This window comes from Nocardiopsis potens DSM 45234 (genome assembly GCF_000341105.1).
In the GTDB taxonomy this organism is placed as follows: Bacteria; Actinomycetota; Actinomycetes; order Streptosporangiales; family Streptosporangiaceae; genus Nocardiopsis_A; species Nocardiopsis_A potens.
Window position 1 is genome coordinate 144,393 of sequence record NZ_ANBB01000047.1, and the last position, 18,810, is coordinate 163,202.

At 74.9% G+C, this 18,810-nt stretch carries 17 protein-coding genes; 9 read left to right on the top strand and 8 right to left on the bottom strand.

The genetic code is table 11. The features are described 5' to 3' along the window. Positions 1-19: 19 nt before the first annotated feature. From D459_RS0119950 to D459_RS0119960, 3 genes are all read right to left on the bottom strand, one after another. Entirely contained in the window at positions 20-355 is a 336-nt protein-coding gene (locus D459_RS0119950; RefSeq protein ID WP_017594767.1) for a YnfA family protein, read from the bottom strand. Further along, positions 343-1,227 carry a MerR family transcriptional regulator gene (locus D459_RS32230; protein ID WP_017594768.1) on the bottom strand — a complete coding sequence of 295 codons (885 nt, stop codon included), beginning with the start codon at positions 1,225-1,227 and terminating at the stop codon, positions 343-345. Before D459_RS32230 ends, D459_RS0119950 begins: the two co-directional genes overlap by 13 nt. A 1,599-nt stretch (positions 1,228-2,826) precedes the next feature. Beyond that, positions 2,827-3,360, bottom strand: a complete 534-nt coding sequence (locus D459_RS0119960; RefSeq protein ID WP_026120574.1) for a DinB family protein — start codon at positions 3,358-3,360, stop codon at positions 2,827-2,829. A gap of 158 nt (positions 3,361-3,518) precedes the next feature. Here D459_RS0119960 and D459_RS36400 point away from each other — a divergent pair, with 158 nt between their 5' ends. Further along, positions 3,519-4,310: a hypothetical protein gene (locus D459_RS36400; RefSeq protein ID WP_017594770.1), complete on the top strand. Its 792-nt coding sequence runs from the start codon at positions 3,519-3,521 to the stop codon at positions 4,308-4,310. Between the two features lie 137 nt (positions 4,311-4,447). Here D459_RS36400 and D459_RS0119970 read toward each other — a convergent pair whose 3' ends face one another. Next, positions 4,448-7,030, bottom strand: a complete 2,583-nt coding sequence (locus D459_RS0119970; protein WP_017594771.1) for a sensor histidine kinase — start codon at positions 7,028-7,030, stop codon at positions 4,448-4,450. A gap of 223 nt (positions 7,031-7,253) precedes the next feature. Between D459_RS0119970 and D459_RS36190 the strand changes: the two genes are divergently transcribed. The 6 genes from D459_RS36190 to D459_RS0120000 all read left to right on the top strand — a co-directional run bounded on the left by D459_RS36190 (position 7,254) and on the right by D459_RS0120000 (position 12,791). Next, positions 7,254-7,406: a hypothetical protein gene (locus D459_RS36190; protein ID WP_017594772.1), complete on the top strand. Its 153-nt coding sequence runs from the start codon at positions 7,254-7,256 to the stop codon at positions 7,404-7,406. Then, positions 7,403-7,492 (top strand): potassium-transporting ATPase subunit F, encoded by a 90-nt coding sequence (locus D459_RS34555; protein WP_017594773.1) that lies wholly within the window; start codon positions 7,403-7,405, stop codon positions 7,490-7,492. Before D459_RS36190 ends, D459_RS34555 begins: the two co-directional genes overlap by 4 nt. Further along, the gene (kdpA, locus tag D459_RS0119985; protein WP_017594774.1) at positions 7,492-9,204 is read left to right on the top strand and encodes a potassium-transporting ATPase subunit KdpA; all 1,713 of its coding nucleotides are present in this window, start codon (positions 7,492-7,494) and stop codon (positions 9,202-9,204) included. The genes D459_RS34555 and kdpA overlap by 1 nt, the downstream gene beginning before the upstream one ends. Before the next feature lie 12 nt (positions 9,205-9,216). Next, positions 9,217-11,391, top strand: coding sequence for a potassium-transporting ATPase subunit KdpB (gene kdpB / locus D459_RS0119990; protein ID WP_017594775.1), 2,175 nt, complete (start codon positions 9,217-9,219; stop codon positions 11,389-11,391). A 1-nt stretch (position 11,392) separates the two neighbouring features. Continuing rightward, the gene (gene kdpC, locus D459_RS0119995; RefSeq protein ID WP_017594776.1) at positions 11,393-11,962 is read left to right on the top strand and encodes a potassium-transporting ATPase subunit KdpC; all 570 of its coding nucleotides are present in this window, start codon (positions 11,393-11,395) and stop codon (positions 11,960-11,962) included. Positions 11,963-12,086: 124 nt separating this feature from the next. Beyond that, positions 12,087-12,791: a response regulator gene (locus D459_RS0120000; RefSeq protein WP_020380266.1), complete on the top strand. Its 705-nt coding sequence runs from the start codon at positions 12,087-12,089 to the stop codon at positions 12,789-12,791. Between the two features lie 96 nt (positions 12,792-12,887). On the opposite strand, the gene D459_RS0120005 is transcribed toward D459_RS0120000, so the two are convergent. The 4 genes from D459_RS0120005 to D459_RS35900 form a co-directional block, all read right to left on the bottom strand. Further along, complete coding sequence (locus D459_RS0120005) at positions 12,888-13,067, bottom strand: hypothetical protein (RefSeq protein WP_017594778.1); 180 nt, start codon at positions 13,065-13,067, stop codon at positions 12,888-12,890. Between the two features lie 191 nt (positions 13,068-13,258). Further along, on the bottom strand, positions 13,259-13,768 hold the full coding sequence (locus tag D459_RS0120010; protein WP_017594779.1) for a MaoC family dehydratase: 510 nt from the start codon (positions 13,766-13,768) through the stop codon (positions 13,259-13,261). 113 nt (positions 13,769-13,881) lie between these two features. Then, positions 13,882-14,583 carry a carbonic anhydrase gene (locus D459_RS0120015; RefSeq protein WP_017594780.1) on the bottom strand — a complete coding sequence of 234 codons (702 nt, stop codon included), beginning with the start codon at positions 14,581-14,583 and terminating at the stop codon, positions 13,882-13,884. A 508-nt stretch (positions 14,584-15,091) separates the two neighbouring features. Next, positions 15,092-16,258, bottom strand: a complete 1,167-nt coding sequence (locus D459_RS35900; RefSeq protein WP_161634170.1) for a sensor histidine kinase — start codon at positions 16,256-16,258, stop codon at positions 15,092-15,094. Positions 16,259-16,634: 376 nt separating this feature from the next. Here D459_RS35900 and D459_RS35905 point away from each other — a divergent pair, with 376 nt between their 5' ends. Next, positions 16,635-17,174 carry a DUF5994 family protein gene (locus D459_RS35905; protein ID WP_017594782.1) on the top strand — a complete coding sequence of 180 codons (540 nt, stop codon included), beginning with the start codon at positions 16,635-16,637 and terminating at the stop codon, positions 17,172-17,174. 75 nt (positions 17,175-17,249) lie between these two features. Then, a complete protein-coding gene (locus D459_RS33805) occupies positions 17,250-17,882 on the top strand; it encodes a GNAT family N-acetyltransferase (RefSeq protein WP_152523050.1) in 633 nt (210 codons plus the stop codon). Positions 17,883-18,810: the final 928 nt, after the last annotated feature.

The window sequence follows — 18,810 nt, forward strand, 5'->3', positions numbered from 1 at the left end:
GCACGATCACCGGGGAGGGTCAGGCCCCGCGCGGGGCGTACATGATGATCGCGACGCCGACCAGGCAGATCAGCGCGCCGATCACGTCGAAGCGGTCCGGGCGGAACCCGTCCATCGCCATACCCCAGGCCAGCGAGCCGGCGATGAAGACGCCGCCGTAGGCGGCCAGCACCCGGCCGAAGTGCGCCTCCGGCTGGAAGGCGGCGGCGAAGCCGTACAGGCCCAGGGCGACCACCCCGGCGCCGATCCACAGCAGGCCGCGCTGCTCGCGCACGCCCTGCCAGACCAGCCAGGCCCCGCCGATCTCGAACAGGGCGGCGATGGCGAACAGCAGGACCGACTTCACCGAGAGCATGTGCGGGTCTTTCCGGAAGGCAGCGGAGGGACGATCGGCTCGGTGCCCGGCCCGGGCACGCCGAACACCTCGTCGAGGATAGGGCGGGCCTCCTCCGGGGCGGTCACCCGGAGGCCCGCCCCGGTCCGGTCCAGCTCCAGGGCGAAGGAGAAGAACGAGCAGCAGCGCACCTCGGCGGCGGCCAGCTCGGCGGCCTCGGCGGCCCGGTCGGTCGGCAGGGCGGCGCGGAAGCCGCCGGGCGCCTCCTCGCGCGGGGCGCCGCGCAGCAGCTCCCGCCAGCGGCCGGCGCGCTCCCGCGCCGCACCGTCGTTCAGCGCGCAGACCGCGGCGAGCACCGCCGAGGACGCCCCCGGAGGAGCGGTGAGGGCGGGCCGCTCCGGGACGGCCACCGGGGCCTCCGGCGGGGCCGGGGCGGGCTCTGCCGTGGCCGGGGTCGGCTCCGCCGAGCCCGCGGAGTGCCGCCGCCCCAGGTCGAGCAGGTCGCATTCGGGGCCGCACGGCCCGTCCCGGCCGGGCAGCGCGTCCAGGTGCGCCAGCGCGCCGCGCAGCACCCCGGTGAAGGCGGCCAGCTCCTCGGCGCGGGCCCGCGCGGCGACCAGCCGTGCCGCGACCCGCGGCCGCAACGACGCTCTGACCTGCGCGCACGCGCCCTCCTGCCAGACCCGCAGCAGTTCGCCGATCTCGTCCAGCTCCAGGCCGAGCCGCTTGCCCGCGGCGATGAACGCCAACCGCTCCAGGGCGCCCCGGTCGTAGAGCCGGTATCCGGCGGAGGAGCGGCGGGCCGGCAGCAGTCCGCGCTCCCCGTAGTAGCGCAGCGTGGAGGGCGGAACCCCGGACCTCTCCGCCAGCTGCGCGATCCGCATCTCCTCCATGCCCCGACGGTAGACCTTCGACCCGGCTCGAAGGTCAAGCCGCCGACCGGCCGCTCCCCACGGAGCGAAGGTTCAAGCAGCCTGCAACGGCGGAGGTAGGGCTGGGGCGCAGGCCTCACCTGTGCGCGGCGCCTCACGGGGCGGGGGTTCAAGCGGGCGGCGATGGCGGGAGGGGGGACCGGCTGGTCGGTCGGGTGCGGCGCCTCACGGGGGTGGAGGTTCAGGCAGGCGGCGACGGCGAGGGTAGGGGCGGGGCGAGCGCCTTACCCGGGTGCGGCGCCTCGCGGAGCGAAGGTTCAAGCGGGCGGCGACGGTGGGCGGGGGGACCGGCTGGTCGGTCGGGCGCGGCGCCTCACGGGGCGAGGGTTCAAGCGGGCGGCGACGGTGGGCGGGGGGACCGGCTGGTCGGTCGGGCGCGGCGCCTCACGGGGCGAGGGTTCAAGCGGGCGGCGACGGTGGGCGGGGGGACCGGCTGGTCGGTCGGGCGCGGCGCCTCACGGGGCGAGGGTTCAAGCGGGCGGCGAGGGCGGGAAGGGGCCGGGCGCCGTGTTCACCGGCCCGGCCCGTGCCAACCAGGGTGGTCATAACCCATATGCCGGGTTTGCGGTGGAGATCGGGCGGGAGGGGGCGCCCTGCGCACCTCTGCGGCACCCCGATTACATCTACCGGCGAGTAGTAAGCCTTGAGGCCCCCACCACCCCTTCGCCGATTACCCAGAGTGGCCAAAGCAGGGCCTCTCAGGGGGATAAAAGCGGCATTCCGTCCTCGTGTCGCCCCTCTCTGGGTTCCGGCCCCCGCATCCCGGTCTTGCGGGCAGCCCCAACCCCCGAACACCGGCCCGACCAGGGCCATTCCGGCCTGCCGGGGGCCGATCCGGGCCGGGATGCGCGCCCGGGAATCACCGGGGTGCTCTCGCGGTGCGCAGGGCGCCCCACTCCACCATCACCGTGCGTATTCACCCAGGTCAGGGTGGGGGTGGTGGTTTCCGGGTGGCCAGCCTCGGAGTCGGGCGCGACGCGGGCGCGGCGATCCCGCCCCCGGCTGTCCCGGCCCGCTCTGCCGCGCCCGACCGACCAGCCGGTTCCCACCGCTGCCTTCGCTGCCTGCTTGAACCCCCGGCCCCGCGAGATGCCGCGCCCGGGTGAGATGCTCGCCCCGCCCCCACCGCTGCCGTCGCCGTTTGCTTGGACCTCCGCCCCGTGGGGCGCCGCGCCGGACCGACCAGCCGGTCCCCCTCCCTCCGTCGCTGCCCGTTTGAAGCTTCGCTCCGTGGAGTGCCGCGCCCGGCTGGGGCGCCCGACTCTGTCCCTTCCTTCGCCGTCGCCGCCTGCTTGGACCTTCGCCCCGTGGGGCGCCGCGCTGAACCGACCGGCCGGTCCCCCTCCCACTGTCGCTGCCTGCTTGAAGCTTCGCTCCGCGAGGTGCCGCGCCCGGATGGGGGCGATGTCGTGCGCCGAGGTCGACACGCTCATCGCGTTCCTCAGCACGGTCGTGCTGTGGATCGCCCCGGGAGCGGTGGCGGTGGCCGCCGGCACCGACAGTGCCCCGCCTACAGGGCCGTCTCCGACCGGCTGGGCGGCGCGGGGGCGCGGCCGGGGGTCAGCCGGACGGGTGCAGCCGGTAGAGGTGGTGCACCATGCCGATCTCCGCGACGTTCTTGGCCAGCTCGATGTTGAGCCAGCCGGCGACGGCGGACAGCGGCAGCCCCTCGCCCCAGGGCAGGCCCGCGGTCCGGTCGGCGGAGTCCAGGTCGGCGTCGGAGAGGGCGAGCAGGCCGGCGCGCCACTCCTCCTTCAACCCGTGCAGCCGCTCGGCGGCCGCCGCGGCCCCGCCCGGCCAGGTGATCTCCTCCCGGTCGGGCGCGCCGCCGTGCAGGCAGTGCCCGATCGTGGTGGTCCACCAGTAGTCCATGTGCCAGGTCAGCCAGCCGATGGTGAGGGCCGGCACCGGGTCGGGCTCCGGGACCTGCCAGTCCGGCCGCCAGCGCCCCTCGGCGTCCGGGCGGACGGTCCAGGCGCCCGGGGCCGGCTCCCACAGGCAGGCCGCATCGTCGATGTCGGCGAAGTGGTGTTCGAACAGGGCCCAGGCGATGTCGAGCTGCCCGGTCAGCAGCTCCGCTCTCACAGTGCTCACCGGCGGAGTCTCGCAGCGCGCCCCGGATCGGGCAACGTGTTTTCCCAGTTCGTCAGGGGCACCGCCGGAGGGACGGGAGAATGGGGCGGGGCGGTACCGCGCCGGGGAGGCGGCGCGGGGCGCCGCACCGCGCGCATCCGAGGCACAGGGGGAGCGACGTGGAGTTCCAGAAGAGGCGCGGGCCGATCTTCGGGATCGGCCTGCTGGCGGCAGGGCTCGGCGGGCTGGGGACGGTGCTGCTGGTGGGCTGGTTCCTCGCCGACGGGCGGCTGCCGCTCTGGCTGTTCGCGGCGCCGGTGGCCCTGGTGGCCGGCATGGCCGTGGTCGTCTACGGGATGCTGCCGTTCCGGCTGCGGATCGACGCCAACGGCATCACCACCCGCAACCCGCCGGAGGGCCTGGACACCTTCGTCCCCTGGACGCACATCGCCGCGGTGACCGTGGAGCGCAGGCCCGGGGACGGCGAGGAGACCGCCCCCTACGTGGTGCTCTGGCCGGCGCCCGGCGCCGACCTGGGGGCCGAGCCGGGCTTCCACCGCGGCGGGCGCCCCGCCCACCTGCTCGGCCGGACCGACGAGATCACCGGGCCGGAGGACCGCATCCTCGCCGCCGTCGCCGAGTTCGGCGGCGGCCGCGGCCCGGGCGCGGAACCGGTGCGGCGGCAGGCCCCGCACCCGCCGCATCCGCCGCAGGCTCCTCCGCAGCCCTATCCCGGGCAGGCGCCCTACCCAGGGCAGGCCCCTCCGCCCGACCCCTACCGGCGGCCGGGGCCGCCCCAGGGGCACCCGCAGCGGCCCTACCCCGGGCAGCACGGTCCGCAGTGGCCGGGACCGGCGGGACACCGCCCGCCGCAGGCACCGCCGGGGCAGGGGCCCTACCCGCCGCAGAGCCCTCCGCCCGGCCCTCCGCAGCACGGAGGCCGCCCGCCGTACCAGCCGCCCGGTTTCTAGCCCGCCGGAACCGCCGGGTGCGCTCCAGAGCGCGATGATCTTGACGTTGCGGGCCTATCAGAGCGCTCTGATAGGCCCGCAACGTCAAGATCATCGTGGCGGAAGGGGCGGGAGAAGGGGCCGTCCGTGCCGGGCGGTCAGTTCCGGGCCGTGCTCCGCGGCGGTGCCGGGTCGCCGGCGGGGCCGTCCGGGGCGGCGTCCGCGGTGGGCAGGGTGATCTTCATGGTCAGGCCGCCGCCCGAGGTGGTCTCCGGCTCCAGGGTGCCGCCCATGGCCTCGGTCAGGCCGCGGGAGAGCGCCAGGCCCAGCCCCAGACCGGTGGTGTTGTCGCTGTCGCCGAGGCGCTGGAACGGGACGAAGAGCCGGTCCCGCTCCGCCTCGGGGACGCCCGGGCCGTGGTCGGCGACCCGCAGCTCCACCGTGTCGTCGCCCTCGGCCGCGGTGATCCGCGGCGGGCTGCCGTCCGGGCTGAACCGCAGCGCGTTGCGGACCACGTTGACCAGGACCCGCTCCAGCAGGCCGGCGTCGGCGCGCACGGTCGGCAGGCCCGCGGGCAGCTCCACCCGGACGCCGCGCCCCTCCGCGCCGAACTCCCCGAGCACGTAGGGCAGGCTGTCGGCGAGGTCCAGCTCGACCGGGGAGACGCCGAGCACCCCGGACTGCAGCCGGCTCATGTCGAGCAGGTCGCCGACCAGCCGGGTGAGCAGGTCCAGCGACTCGTCCGCGGTGGCCAGCAGCTCCTCCCGGTCCTCCGCGGAGAAGCGCACCTCCCGGCTGCGCAGGCTGGTCACCGAGGCCTTGGCCGAGGCGAGCGGGGTGCGCAGGTCGTGGCTGACCGCCGCGAGCAGCGCGGACCGCATCCGGTCGGCCTCGGCCAGCGGTTTCGCGGTCGCCGCCTCGGCGGCCAGCCGCTCCTGGCGCAGGGCGAGCGCGGCCTGGGCCGCGAACGCCTCGACGATGCGCCGGTCGCCGGCCTCCAGCGGGCGCCCGCGCAGCACCAGGCTGAGCGAGTCGTCCACGGGCACCTCGGCGTCGCCCTCGCCCGGCGCGCCGCAGACCGGGCGGCCGACGGACGCCGCCACCGCCCACGCCTGCGGGTCCTGCCGCAGGTCGGGCCGTTTCGGGGCGCCCGGCCGCCGCTCCAGCAGGGCGACCGAGTCCAGGCCGAAGCCCTCCCGGAGCCGCTCCAGCAGCGCCTGCAGCGGGCTGTCCCCGCGCAGCACGCTGCCCGCGACGGCGGCCAGCGTCTGCGCCTCGGCGCTCGCCCGCGCCGCCTCCCGGGTGCGCCGCGCCGCCCGGTCCACCACCACGCTCACCGAGACCGCCACCACCAGGAAGACCAGCAGGGACAGGGTGTTCAACCCGGTGTCGACGAAGAGCGAGTGGTAGGGCCGGGTGTAGAGGAAGTTGAGCAGCAGGAAGCCGCCGACGGCGGCCGACACGGCCGGCCGCATCCCGCCGACCAGCGCGGTCCCGGTGACCGCGCCCAGCACCAGCAGGACGCCGGCGGCCAGCGAGCTCTCGTCGTGCGGCATCTCCAGGGTGAACAGCGCGGCCGGCAGTACCGTCAGCGCCAGCGCGAACCCGGCCAGCCGGCGGCGGCGGGAGACCGCCTCTCCGGCGCCGGGCCGCGGCTTGCGGCCGACCTCCTCGTGCGTGACCAGGTGCACGTCGATCGGCCCGGACATGGCGGCGGTGGTGACGCCGACCCCGGGCGAGAACAGGTGAGCGATCCGCTTGCGCCGGCTCGCGCCCAGCACCAGCTGGGTGGCGTTGACGCCGCGCGCGAACTCGATCAGCGCGGTGGGCACGTCGTTGCCGAGCACCTGGTGGTAGCTGCCGCCCAGGTCCTCCACCAGCCCCCGCTGCTCGGCGAGCAGCCGCGGGTCCGCGCCGACCAGGCCGTCGCCCCGGGTGACGTGCACCGCCATCAGGTCGGCGCTCTTGGCGCGGGCGGCGATCCGGGCGGCCCGCCGGATCAGCGACCGCCCCTCCGGCCCGCCGGTCAGCGCGACGACCACCCGCTCCCGGGCCTCCCAGGGCGTGACCACCTCGTGCTCGGCGCGGTACCGGTCGAGCTGGTCGTCGACCTTGTCGGCCAGCCAGAGCAGGGCCAGCTCGCGCAGCGCGGTGAGGTTGCCGACCCGGAAGTAGTTGCCCAGCGCGGCGCCGACCTTCTCCTGCCGGTAGACGTTGCCGTGCGCCATCCGGCGGCGCAGCGCCTCGGGGGCCATGTCGACCAGCTCCACCTGGTCGGCCTGGCGGACCCAGGAGTCGGGCACCGTCTCGCGCTGGGGGACGCCGGTGATCTCCTCCACCACGTCGTTGAGCGACTCCAGGTGCTGGATGTTGAGCGTGGACAGCACGGTGACGCCGGCCTCCAGCAGGGCGTCGATGTCCTGCCAGCGCTTGGCGCTGCCGGAGCCGGGGACGTTGGTGTGCGCCAGCTCGTCCACCAGGACCACCTGGGGCCTGCGGGCGAGCACCGCCTCCAGGTCCATCTCCTCGAAGGCGCCGCCGCGGTAGCGGACGGTCCGTCTGGGGACGGCCTCCAGGTCGCCGACGGCCTCGGCGGTCCGGGGGCGGCCGTGCGTCTCCACCACGCCGATGACCACGTCCGCACCGCGCTCGCGGCGGCGGTGCGCCTCGTTCAGCATCGCGTAGGTCTTGCCGACCCCCGGTGCCGCGCCGAGGTAGATGCGCAGTTGCCCGCGTGGCATTGCGGACCCCCTTTCCGCGCCCATTCTTCCTGCTCGGGGCGGGGGCGCATGGCGATAAGGCGCTAATAAGCCGCTAAATCGGCGTTATCGGGCGCTAAGAGAGCGCTGTGATGCCCGGCCGCCCTTCCGGCCGGGGCCAGAGTCTCCTCCGGCACCCCGCGGGTGCCCCGAACGATGGAGAGCCGCCGGACCGAGCGCCGGCGGCCGGAAGGAGACCGACGAGATGGCCGACATCGTGCTCGTGCTGACCGCCGGCGTGTTCTTCGCCCTGTGCGTGTTCTACGTCCGCGGCTGCGAGCGGATCGTCGACGGCGGGACCGCCGCCGGCGGCGCAGCCGGCACCGAACCCCGGGAGTCCGGGGTGAGCCCGTCATGAGCTGGGAGAACGCACTGGCGTTGCTGATCGCCGCCCCCGTGGCCTGCTACCTGGCCCACGCCCTGCTGCACCCGGAGAGGTTCTGATGTCGATCGAGGGCTGGCTCCAGTTCCTCCTGCTGGTCGCGGTGGTGCTCGCCACGGCGCCGCCGCTCGGGCGCTACATCGCCCGGGTCTACGGCGACGAGCGCACCGCCCCGGGCGACCGGGTGCTGCTGCCGGTGGAGCGGGCGGTCTACCGGATCTGCCGGGTCGACCCCGACCGGGAGCAGCACTGGACCGGGTACGCCCTGGCGGTGCTGGCGTTCACCGCGGTGTCCTTCGGGTTCCTCTACGCCCTGCTGCGGCTGCAGGGGGCGCTCCCGCTCAACCCGCTGGACCTGCCCGGGGTCGAGCCGAGGATCGCGTTCAACACCGCGGTCAGCTTCGCCACCAACACCAACTGGCAGACCTACGCCGGCGAGGCGGTGATGAGCCCGCTCTCCCAGATGGCCGGGCTCGGAGTGCAGAACTTCGTGTCCGCCGCGGCGGGCATGGCGGTGATGGCCGCGTTCATCCGCGGCCTGGCCCGGCGCGGTACGGCCACCCTGGGCAACTTCTGGGTCGACCTGGTCCGGGGCACCCTGCGCATCCTGCTGCCGATGTCCTTCCTGATGGCGCTCTTCCTGGTCGGCCAGGGCACGGTGCAGAACTTCGCGGGCAAGACCGTGGTGACCACGGTGGAGGGCGCCGAGCAGCTCATCCCGGGCGGCGCGGCGGCGAGCCAGATCGCGATCAAGCAGCTGGGCACCAACGGCGGCGGGTTCTTCGACGCCAACTCGGCGCACCCGTTCGAGAACGCCACCGCGCTCGGCAACTTCGTCGAGACCTGGTCCATCCTGGTCATCCCGTTCGCCCTGGCGTTCGCCTTCGGCCACCTGGTCAACGACCGGCGCCAGGGCCGCGCGGCCTTCGGGATCATGATCGGCGTCTGGGCGGCGATGAGCATCGCCGCGATGGTCCTGGAATCGGCCGGGAACCCGCTGCTCACCGCGCTGGGGGTGGACCAGTCCGCCTCCGCGCTGCAGTCCGGCGGATCGATGGAGGGCAAGGAGGTCCGGTTCGGACCGGCCGCCTCCGGGCTGTGGGCGGCGAGCACCACCGGCACCTCCAACGGCTCGGTCAACGCCATGCACGACAGCTTCACCCCGCTCGGCGGCGGCACCGCCCTGCTGCACATGCTGTTCGGCGAGGTCAGCCCCGGCGGCGTGGGCGTCGGCCTGAACGGCCTGCTGATCATGGCGATCCTCGCCGTGTTCATCGCCGGGCTGATGGTCGGGCGGACCCCGGAGTACCTGGGCAAGAAGATCGGCGCGACCGAGATCAAGCTGGTCATGCTCTACCTGCTGGCGATGCCCGCGGTGGTGCTCGGCTTCTCCGCCGTCTCCGCGGTCTCCGACGGGGCCCTCTCCTCGCTCGGCAACGGCGGCCCGCACGGCCTGAGCGAGATCCTCTACGCCTACGCCTCGACCGCCAACAACAACGGCTCGGCCTTCGGCGGCCTGGACTCCACCACCTGGTGGTACGCGGTCACCGCCGGGCCGGCCATGCTCGCCGGCCGGTTCTTCCTGATCATCCCGGTGCTGGCGGTCGCGGGCGCGCTGGGCCGTAAGAAGCCCGCCCCCGCCTCGGCCGGCACCCTGCCCACCCACACGCCGCTCTTCGGCGGCATGGTCGTCGGCGTCGTGGTGATCACCGCCGGCCTCACCTTCTTCCCGGCCCTGGCGCTCGGCCCCGTCGTCGAGCACCTCTCCCTCTGAGAGCTGACACCCATGAAAGACGACCTGACCCAGGCCTCCCCGAAGCCGTCCGGCTCGGTGCGGACCCAGGAACCCCCCGACGCGGCCCAGGGCGCGGCACCGGCGCCCGCCCCCGCCGAAGGCGGCCGCGACCGGAACCCGCCGCCCCGGCGGTCCCTGTTCGACGGCCCGATCGTGCGCCGCGCCCTGGCCGACGCGGTGAAGAAGCTGCACCCGCGGGTGCAGCTGCGCAACCCCGTCATGTTCACGGTGCTGGTCGGCAGCGCGCTGACCACCGTGCTCCTCCTCGCCGGGCTTCCCGACGGCTCCCTCACGGAGAACCTCTTCGGCGCCCTGGTGGCCCTGGTCCTCTGGTCCACCGTGCTGTTCGCCAACTTCGCCGAGGCGATGGCGGAGGGGCGGGGCAAGGCCCAGGCGGCCGCGCTGCGCACGGCGCGCGCCGCGGCGACGGCCAGGCGCCGGCGCGGCGGGACCCTGGAAGAGGTGCCCGCCACCGAACTGCGGGTCGGCGACGAGTGCGTGGTGTCCGCGGGCGAGGTCGTCCCCGGCGACGGCGACGTGGTCGAGGGCATCGCCAGCGTGGACGAGTCCGCCATCACCGGCGAGTCCGCGCCGGTGATCCGCGAGTCCGGCGGCGACCGGTCCGCGGTGACCGGCGGCACCACCGTGCTCTCCGACTCGATCACCGTCCGGATCACCGCCGCGCCCGGCTCCACCTTCCTGGACCGGATGATCGCGCTGGTCGAAGGGGCCGACCGGAAGAAGACCCCGAACGAGATCGCGCTGGACATCCTGCTCGCCGGGATGGCGCTGATCTTCCTCGGCGCCGTGGCGGCCCTGCAGCCCTTCGCGATCTACTCCGGCGCCGAGCAGAACGTCATCGTGCTGATCGCGCTGCTGGTCTGCCTCATCCCGACCACCATCGGCGCGCTGCTCTCGGCGATCGGCATCGCCGGGATGGACCGCATGGTGCAGCGGAACGTGCTCGCCAAGTCCGGCCGCGCGGTCGAGGCATCCGGAGACGTCGACACGCTGCTGCTGGACAAGACCGGGACCATCACCCTGGGCGACCGTCAGGCCTCCGACCTGATCCCGCTCCCCGGGGTGTCCGCCGAGCGGCTCGCGGCCGCCGCGCACCGCTCCAGCCTGGCCGACGAGACGCCCGAGGGCCGCTCCATCGTCGACCACACCGAGCTGCGGTACGGCATCGCCCCGGACCCCGCCCCGGGCGGCTCCGGGGAGCTCGTCCCGTTCACCGCGCAGACCCGGATGAGCGGGGTGGACGGCGGCGGCCGGCGCATCCGCAAGGGCGCGGTGGACGCGGTGCGCCGCTGGGTCTCCGAGTCCGGCGGCACGGTCCCCGCCGAACTGGACGAGCTCGCCTCGGCCATCGCCGGCGCCGGCGGCACCCCGCTGGCGGTCGCCGAGGCCGAAGGGGGCGCCGCGCCCCGGGTGCTCGGCGTGGTCCACCTCGCCGACGTGGTGAAGCCCGGCATCCGGGAGCGCTTCGACCGGCTGCGCGCGATGGGCATCCGCACCGTCATGGTCACCGGCGACAACCCGCGGACCGCCGAGGCCATCGCGGACGAGGCCGGGGTGGACGAGTTCCTCGCCGAGGCCAGGCCGGAGGACAAGCTCGCGCTGATCCGCACCAAGCAGGCCGAGGGCGCCCTGGTCGCGATGGCCGGCGACGGCACCAACGACGCCCCGGCGCTGGCCCAGGCCGACGTCGGGGTGGCGATGAACACCGGCACCCAGGCGGCCAAAGAGGCCGGGAACATGGTCGACCTCGACTCCGACCCGACCAAGCTGATCGAGGTGGTGGAGGTCGGCAAGCAGCTGCTCATCACCCGCGGCGCGCTGACCACCTTCTCCATCGCCAACGACGTGGCCAAGTACTTCGCCGTCATCCCGGCGATGTTCTCCGGGGTGCTGCCGGCGCTGGACGGGCTGAACATCATGGGCCTGGCCTCGGCCGAGTCCGCGATCCTGTCCGCGGTGGTCTTCAACGCGCTGGTGATCGTCGCCCTGGTGCCGCTCTCGCTGCGCGGCGTCCGGTTCCGCGCCGAGAGCGCCGCCCGGCTGCTCCGCCGCAACCTGCTCGTCTACGGCCTGGGCGGGCTGATCACCCCGTTCATCGCGATCAAGCTCATCGACCTGCTCATCTCCTCGCTGGGAGTGTTCTGACATGCTCCGCCACCTGCTCGCCGCCGCCGGAATGCTGGCGGTCCTCACCGCGATCACCGGCGCCGCCTACCCCCTGGCGGTGACCGGCGCCGCCCAGGCCCTGTTCCCGGAGCGGGCGAACGGCTCCATCGTCGAACGGGACGGCGAACCGGTCGGTTCGGAACTGCTCGCCCAGTCCTTCACCGGGCCCGGATACTTCCACCCGCGCCCCTCGGCCGTGGACTACGACGCCGCGGACAGCGGCGGGAGCAACCTCGGCCCCTCCAGCCCGGAGCTGCTGGACGGCGTCGAGGAGCGGGCCGAGACCTACCGGGAGGAGAACGGCCTGGCCGCCGGCGCCGAGGTGCCGGTGGACGCGGTCACCGCCTCCGGCTCCGGCCTCGACCCGCACATCTCGCCGGCCAACGCCCGGATCCAGGCCGACCGGGTCGCGCAGGCGCGCGGGCTGGACCGCGCCGAGGTGCTGGAGCTGGTCGAGCAGGCCACCGACGGGCGGGCGCTGGGCGTCCTCGGAGAGGAGGGCGTCAACGTGCTGAAACTCAACCTGGCCCTGGACGAGGCGGCCGGCTGACCGCGCCGGCCGGGCCGGGGGCGGCGGGCCGGCCGCCCCCGGCCCGGCGCATAGCATCGATGACCGACGAGAGGCCCGGCGCCCGCACCGCCCGCGGGCCCGGCCGCCGGAACGGAACGGACAGATGGAATCGGCACCCAGGGTGCTGGTCGTCGACGACGACCCGCGCATCCGCAAGACGTTCGACGTGAACCTGCGGGCCCGCGGCTACGCCGCGGACTTCGCCGGCACCGGGGAGCAGGCGCTCCAGCTGGCCGCGGGCCGCCACCCCGACGCCGTCCTGCTCGACCTCGGGCTGCCCGGGATGGACGGGCTGGACGTGGTCCGCGGGCTGCGCGGCTGGTCGGACGTGCCGATCGTGGTGCTGACCGGCCGGGACACCGAGGCGATGAAGGTCGAGGCGCTCGACCTCGGCGCCGATGACTACATCACCAAGCCGTTCGCGATGGACGAGCTGTTCGCCCGGCTCCGCGCGGCGATGCGGCGCGCCGCCCCGCCGGAGGAGGACCCGGTGGTGGAGACCGCCCACTTCACCGTGGACCTGCCCGCCAAGCGGGTGCTCCGGGACGGCGAGCGGGTCCGGCTCACCCCCCGCCAGTGGCACATCGTGGAGACCCTGGTCCGCAACGCCGACCGGCTGGTCACCCACGAGCGGCTGCTCCAGGAGGTGTGGGGCCCCTCGTACGGGCGGGAGACCAACTACCTGCGGGTCTTCATGTCGCAGATCCGCGCCCGGCTGGAGCCCGAGCCGCACCGCCCGCGCTACTTCATCACCGAGCCCGGCATGGGCTTCCGCTTCGTCCCCGGCGAGGGGGCGCCGCGGCGCTGACCGCGCCCGGTCACCCCTCCAAAGCGATGATCTCGACGTTGGGGCCCTGGCGACGCGCGTCGCCAGGGCCCCAACGTCGAGATCATCGGGGGCGGGTCAGCCTTCCCGGCCCTCCTCGCCCTTCTCCTTGCCGCCGGCGCCCCACCAGGAGAACGCGGCGCCGAAGGTCACGCCGAGGGCGATGCCCATGCCGATGTTGTCCATGGCCGTCCCGAGGGCCGCCCCGAGAGCGATCCCGACCCCCATCCCGAGGGCGAGGTTCGGCTTCTTCTCCATGTGTCCTCCTGCTCTCCGCGCCGCGGTCCCCTCCTTGGACTCTGCCCGGTCGCAAGGGGTTCCACCCGGTACGGGCGGTGCGGACCCTACCGGCGGGGAGAAGCGGGGACGGGTCTGCCTTCCTTGCTTGCGGAGGGAGGCGGCCGCGGCCGTGGAGCGGTGGGCGCACGCCCCCGGCCGGTCCGGTCCGGTCAGGAACCGGGCGCGGTGCGGCAGCGCACCAGGTTGAGGACGGTCATCCGCAGCACGGCGGTACCGTCCTGGTTCACCACCTCCACCCCGGTGCGCAGCAGCCCGCGGTCCGGCTTGGAGCGGGACCGCCGGTTCTCCAGCACCTCCACCCGGACCCGCAGCACGTCGCCCGGCCGCACCGGAGCGGTCCAGCGGAGCTCGTCCACCCCGGGGCCGCCCAGGCTGGACGCGGGCGAGAGGTAGTGCTCGGCGTACATCCGCATCATCAGCGACGCGGTGTGCCAGCCGCTGGCGATCAGCCCGCCGAAGGGGCCGCCCGCCGCTGCGCCGGGGTCGGTGTGGAACGGCTGCGGGTCGAAGCGCCGGCCGAACTCGAGGACCTCCGCCTCCTCGACCGCGGCCCCGCCGAACTCGTCCCGCGCGCCGACCGGGTAGTCCTCCAGGTAGCGCTCCGCGGAGGGGACGGTGAACTCCGCGCTCCGGGCGTCCGCTCCCGCCTGCTGGGCCATCGCTGCTCCTCGGTAGGGGGTGGGGCGACCAGCCTGCCATGCGCCGGCGGGGCGGGGCAGGGGGAACGGTGCGGGCGGGGCGGCGCGCGCCGCCCCGCCCGCACCCGGACCGGCTACAGGAAGTTCACCTTCGAGGAGTCCAGCTCGTAGCGGGCCGGCGAGATGCGCAGCGTGCCGGCGCCGACGGCGCCGCTCAGCTCGGGGTCGGCGGCCAGCTCGTCGGCGATGTGCCGGGCGTTGGCGGTGACGCAGGCGTCGATGAAGGCGTCGGTGCCGTCGTCGGGCACCGACTCGATCCCGGGGAGGATCTGCTTCACCATGTAGCCGAGGTACCCGTCGGGCATCGGTGCGCCCCGGTGCACCTCCACGGCGGCGGTGACCGCGCCGCAGGAGGAGTGCCCGAGCACCACGACCAGCGGGATGTGCAGGTGGTGTGCGCCGTAGACGACGCTGGCCATCACCGAGGAGTCCGGCACCTCGCCGACGGAGCGGACGCCGAACAGGTCGCCCAGCCCGCGGTCGAACACCAGCTCGGCGGGGACGCGCGAGTCGGCGCAGCCGATCACCAGGGCGAACGGGTTCTGCCCGGCGACCAGCTCCTGTCTGCGCGCCCTGCTCTCGTTGGGGTGGGTCTGCGAGTAGGTCCGCCAGCGCTCGTTGCCCTCCTTGAGCAGCCGCAGCGCCTCGTCGGGACCGGCCGCCCCGCCGGCCGCGGTGTCGGCCCAGGCCGGAGCCGCGCCCAGGCCGCCGCTGAACAGCAGCCCTGCTCCGCCGGCCAGTGACGCGGCCAGAGCGCTCCGACGTGAGATCGCCATGGGGGAACCTGCCTTCCAACACGGGACCGCCCGCCCATCGGCCGAGCGGGCGAATGGCGTTGGAAATCTAGGTCGAAAGCCCCGAAGGCGACATTCAGTTCTTTCTTCGGGTGCGGAATAAAACCGCTCTTACAGTCTGTAAGCGGGATTCAGGGCCGCGATCGGGAGGCGCTCCCGAATCGGGCGCCCTCCGCATCCGCGCGGATGCATTCGGTGAGAACAGAGATGAAATCGGTGCCCGTGTTCACCATTCCGTCACTATCGGCCACGTCTCCGGTTCTCTCGGTCACGGTCTCCTGGTGTGGAATCGACCGGTCTGGCCGCATGCGGTCACGGCGTTCCCCGGCGACCAGTGCCGTTCCGACCGGATTCCGCGCCGCGGGCGGAGTATGGCCCGATTCGGATGAGGGAAAAGAAGCAGTCCGATTTCCGTGCACTTCGGGCATGCGGCGCGGCCGCGCCCGCCGGAGGAGGAGCGGGAGAGGACGGCGGGGAAGAACGGCCGGGGCTACCGCTCCGGCGGCTCCCGGTGCGGGATGCGCGCCCGGACCGACCAGCCGCGGCCGCCGTCGCCGGGGCCGTAGGCCAGCTCCCCGCCCAGCGCCTCGACCCGCTCGGCCATCCCGGGCAGCCCGGAGCCGGACCCCTCGGAGGGGCGGTCGGCGGCGGACGCGCCCGCGCCGTCGTCGGCGACCGCGACCAGCAGCGCGTCGTCCTCCGCGGCCACCTCCACCCGCAGTGACGCGGCACCGGAGTGGCGCAGGGCGTTGGTGACCGCCTCCTGCACCACCCGGTAGGCGGTGAGCGCGGCGGCGGGGCGCAGCACCTCGGTGTCCCCGCGCACCTCCAGCGCCGCGTCGATGCCGGCGGCCCGGGCCGAGGCGACCAGGTCGTCCAGCCCGCTCAGACCGGGCGGCGGCTCCGGCTCCCGCCCGCCCGGGGAGGCGCGCAGCACCCGGATGGTGCTGCGCAGGTCCCGCATCGCCTCCCGGTTGGCCGCGCGCACCTGCCCGATCGCCTCCTTGGCCTGCTCCGGGTCGCCGTCGATGCTGTGCGCGGCCACGCCCGCGTGGATGCCGATCACGGTCACCGTGTGGGCGAGGACGTCGTGCAGGTCGCGGGCGGTGCGCAGCCGTTCGGCCGCGGTGCGCTGGCGGCGCTCGCGCTCGGCCGCCTCCAGCCGCCGCGCGGTCTCCTCGCGCAGCGCCCGCCGGCTGCGGACCAGCTCGGCGAGGAGCGGCAGCAGGGCGAGGATCGCGCCGTGCTCCGCCATGTCGGCCGCGGCCTCGACCGGGGTCTCCGGGCCGGTGCCGAGCACCCGGGCCGGCAGTTCGAGGACGACCAGGGCGCCCGCGGTGCCCAGCGCCCACCACCGGTGCCCGGCGAGGGCGGTGGTGAACAGCTGCACGCCGACCGCGGGCGCGGGGGAGAAGCCCGGCACGTCCAGCGCCATCACCGCGGCGTAGCCGACGGCGGCGCCGACCAGCGCGGTGCGCGGCGCGTGCCGGGCGATCGCCGCGCAGGCGCCGACCGCCGCGAGGGCACCGACGGTCACCCCGTCGAGCGGCCGGGACGGCCGGTCCCCGGAGGCGGCCGCGGCGAGCAGCATCAGCGCCGTCACCCCGACCGCCAGCGAGACGTCGATGAGCGGTCCGCGCCATTCTCGGCTGATCACGCCGACAGCGTAGTGACCCGGGCAGGCCGGCGGGGACGCGGCGTCCTTTCCGGCCCGCCGTATCCGGAGGCCCAGCGGCCCCTCCGGCTCCGCCATGGGCGGCCCTTTACCCGGGCAGGCGTAGTGTGAGGGGCATCCGGAGACGAAGACATCCCCATCCATGAGGAACGCCCGCCACGCCGGTGCGACGGAAGGGGATCCCGTACCGCTCCCATCCCGCCCCGCAGGGCACGTGCCGTGGCCCGCCGCGCCCCGTCTCCGAGCCGACCGCCCGGCCCGTCCAGGGCGCGCAGGCGGTGACCGATCCCCCGCCCTTCGAACGGTCCGGGGAAGCGCGTGCCGCGCGCGGCCCCGGAAGAACAGGAACGAGCGCTCCATGCGCACCTCTGCACCGCACCTGCCCGTGCTCGCCGATTCGCCCCCTTCGGCCCCCCGCCTCCTCCTGCAGTCCGTGGCCTCCAGGGACACCCTGCTCGACGGCGGCTGGTGGCCACGCTCCAACGACCCGGTCGCCGAACTGCCCGGTCTCATCCTCGCCCTGGACCGGTACCGGGGGACCGTCCACCACATCATGCTGGGGGCCACCGGATGGAGGACCCGGCCCGGACTCCTGGAGGTCGCCGGCCGGGCGATCCGGTTGGCCTGGTTCACCACCATGCCCTCCGACCTGCTCACCGCGGTCGGCACCAACGGCGGCCGCATCGACCTCCTGGTCGTCCCGCCGGGGGTGAGCATGCCGACGGCCTGGGCCGCCATCGGCCTGGCCGCCCAGCGGGGCAACAACGTGTACGCGTCCGACCTCATCACCGCCGCCGGGCGCCTGATCGAGGCGTCCGACATCGCCCAGGAGCGCGTCCGGAAGTCCGGCGGCGGACGGCTGGCCCCGGCGGAGCCCCGGCTCATCACTCCCCGCTGACCCCGTGTCGGCGTCTCCCCAGGGGTGCCCCCGCCGTCCGGAGCGGGAAGACCGGTGGTGCGGGAGGGGGACGCCATGGTGGAGGAGAACCGGAAGAGCGGGACGGAGGGCGTGGAGGTCCGCGGACTGCACCGGGACGAGCTGCCCGAGGCGGTCGCGGTGCTCGCGCGCGGCATGCGGGACAACCCGCTGCACGTCGCGGCGTACGGGGAGGACCCGCACCGGCGGTGGCTGAGCCACGGGCGGCTGGTCGCGGGACTGTTCTCGCTCTCGCCGGACCTGGAGTTCCTGTGCGCGGCGCGCGGCGGCGCCATCCTCGCCGTCACCGCGATCGCCCCGCCGGGGACCTGCCGGATGAGCCCGGGGAGGCGGCTGCGCATGCTGCCGCACCTGTCCCGGCTCGGCCCCGCGGCGGCGCTGCGGGTGCTCTCCTGGGCCGCGGCCTGGGGCGCCCGCGACCCGGACGAGCCGCACGTGCACCTGGGCCCGCTGGCGGTCGACGCGGACCTGCAGGGGCGGGGCATCGGCTCGCTGCTCATGCGGGAGCACTGCGCCCGGCTGGACCAGGACGGAACGACCGGCTACCTGGAGACCGACAAGGGCGTCAACGTGCGGTTCTACGAGCGGTTCGGCTACGAGGTCACCGAGGAGGCCCCGGTGCTCGGGGTGCCGAACTGGTTCATGGCCCGCCGCCCCGGAGCGCGGTGAAAGAACGTCCGCTGAGAGGCCACCGGGCATGCGGTCGACTCCGCCGGCTTCGCCGACTCTGTCGACTCCGCCGATCCCGGCAGTCTCCAAGCCGGGCACCCTGATCGAACGCAGCGCCCCACAGGGTTGAGGTTCAAGCGGGCAGCGAGGGCGGGGAGGAGACCGGCCGGCCGATCGGTCCGGCGCGGCGCCCCGCGGAGCGGAGGTGCAAACAGGCAGCGACGGCAAAGGAAGCGGCGGGGCTGGGCGCCTCAGCCGAGTGCGGCCTCTCACGGGGCCGGGGTTCAGGCGGGCGGCGACGGCGGGAGGGGGAGCGGCCGGTCGGTCGGGTGCAGCGCATCGCGGAGCGAAGGTCAAGACGGGCGGCGACGGCGAAGGTAGGGGCGGGGCCGGGCGCCTCACCCGGGCGCGGCGCTCCACGTGGCGGGGGTTCAAACCGGCAGCGAGGGCGGGAGGGGGAGCGGCCGGTCGGTCGGGTGCAGCGCATCGCGGAGCGAAGGTCAAAACGGGCGGCGACGGCGAAGGTAGGGGCGGGGCCGGGCGCCTCACCCGGGCGCGGCGCCTCACGGGGCGGGGGTTCAAGCAGGCGGCGAGGGCGGGAGAGGGGCGGGCGCCGCGTTCACCGGCCAGGCCCGGCGCGTGCCCCCGCCAGGGGGTGGCCTTATCCCCTATGCCGGGTTCGCGGCAGGGAACAAGCGGGGGTGGGGGCGCCCTGCGCACCGCGAGAGCACCCCGATTACATCTACCAGCGAGTAGTAAGCCCCGAAGCCCCCACCACCCCCTCCCCGATTACCCAGAGTGGCCAAGGCGGGGCCTCTCGGGAGGGCAAATACGACATCTCACCCCTGCGCCATCCCTCCCCGGTTTCCGGCCCCCTGCTTTGCGGCCTTCCGGGCCGCTCGAACCCCCCAACACCGGCCCGACCGGG

What these genes read in the sequence shown, in the direction of transcription:
- D459_RS0119950 (WP_017594767.1), bottom strand. Translation starts at nt 355, where the DNA reads ATGCTCTCGGTGAAGTCGGTCCTGCTGTTCGCCATCGCCGCCCTGTTC.
- D459_RS32230 (WP_017594768.1), bottom strand. Translation starts at nt 1,227, where the DNA reads ATGGAGGAGATGCGGATCGCGCAGCTGGCGGAGAGGTCCGGGGTTCCG.
- D459_RS0119970 (WP_017594771.1), bottom strand. Translation starts at nt 7,030, where the DNA reads ATGCCACGCGGGCAACTGCGCATCTACCTCGGCGCGGCACCGGGGGTC.
- D459_RS36190 (WP_017594772.1), top strand. Translation starts at nt 7,254, where the DNA reads ATGGCCGACATCGTGCTCGTGCTGACCGCCGGCGTGTTCTTCGCCCTG.
- D459_RS34555 (WP_017594773.1), top strand. Translation starts at nt 7,403, where the DNA reads ATGAGCTGGGAGAACGCACTGGCGTTGCTGATCGCCGCCCCCGTGGCC.
- kdpA (WP_017594774.1), top strand. Translation starts at nt 7,492, where the DNA reads ATGTCGATCGAGGGCTGGCTCCAGTTCCTCCTGCTGGTCGCGGTGGTG.
- kdpB (WP_017594775.1), top strand. Translation starts at nt 9,217, where the DNA reads ATGAAAGACGACCTGACCCAGGCCTCCCCGAAGCCGTCCGGCTCGGTG.
- kdpC (WP_017594776.1), top strand. Translation starts at nt 11,393, where the DNA reads ATGCTCCGCCACCTGCTCGCCGCCGCCGGAATGCTGGCGGTCCTCACC.
- D459_RS0120000 (WP_020380266.1), top strand. Translation starts at nt 12,087, where the DNA reads ATGGAATCGGCACCCAGGGTGCTGGTCGTCGACGACGACCCGCGCATC.
- D459_RS0120005 (WP_017594778.1), bottom strand. Translation starts at nt 13,067, where the DNA reads ATGGAGAAGAAGCCGAACCTCGCCCTCGGGATGGGGGTCGGGATCGCT.
- D459_RS0120010 (WP_017594779.1), bottom strand. Translation starts at nt 13,768, where the DNA reads ATGGCCCAGCAGGCGGGAGCGGACGCCCGGAGCGCGGAGTTCACCGTC.
- D459_RS0120015 (WP_017594780.1), bottom strand. Translation starts at nt 14,583, where the DNA reads ATGGCGATCTCACGTCGGAGCGCTCTGGCCGCGTCACTGGCCGGCGGA.
- D459_RS35905 (WP_017594782.1), top strand. Translation starts at nt 16,635, where the DNA reads ATGCGCACCTCTGCACCGCACCTGCCCGTGCTCGCCGATTCGCCCCCT.
- D459_RS33805 (WP_152523050.1), top strand. Translation starts at nt 17,250, where the DNA reads ATGGTGGAGGAGAACCGGAAGAGCGGGACGGAGGGCGTGGAGGTCCGC.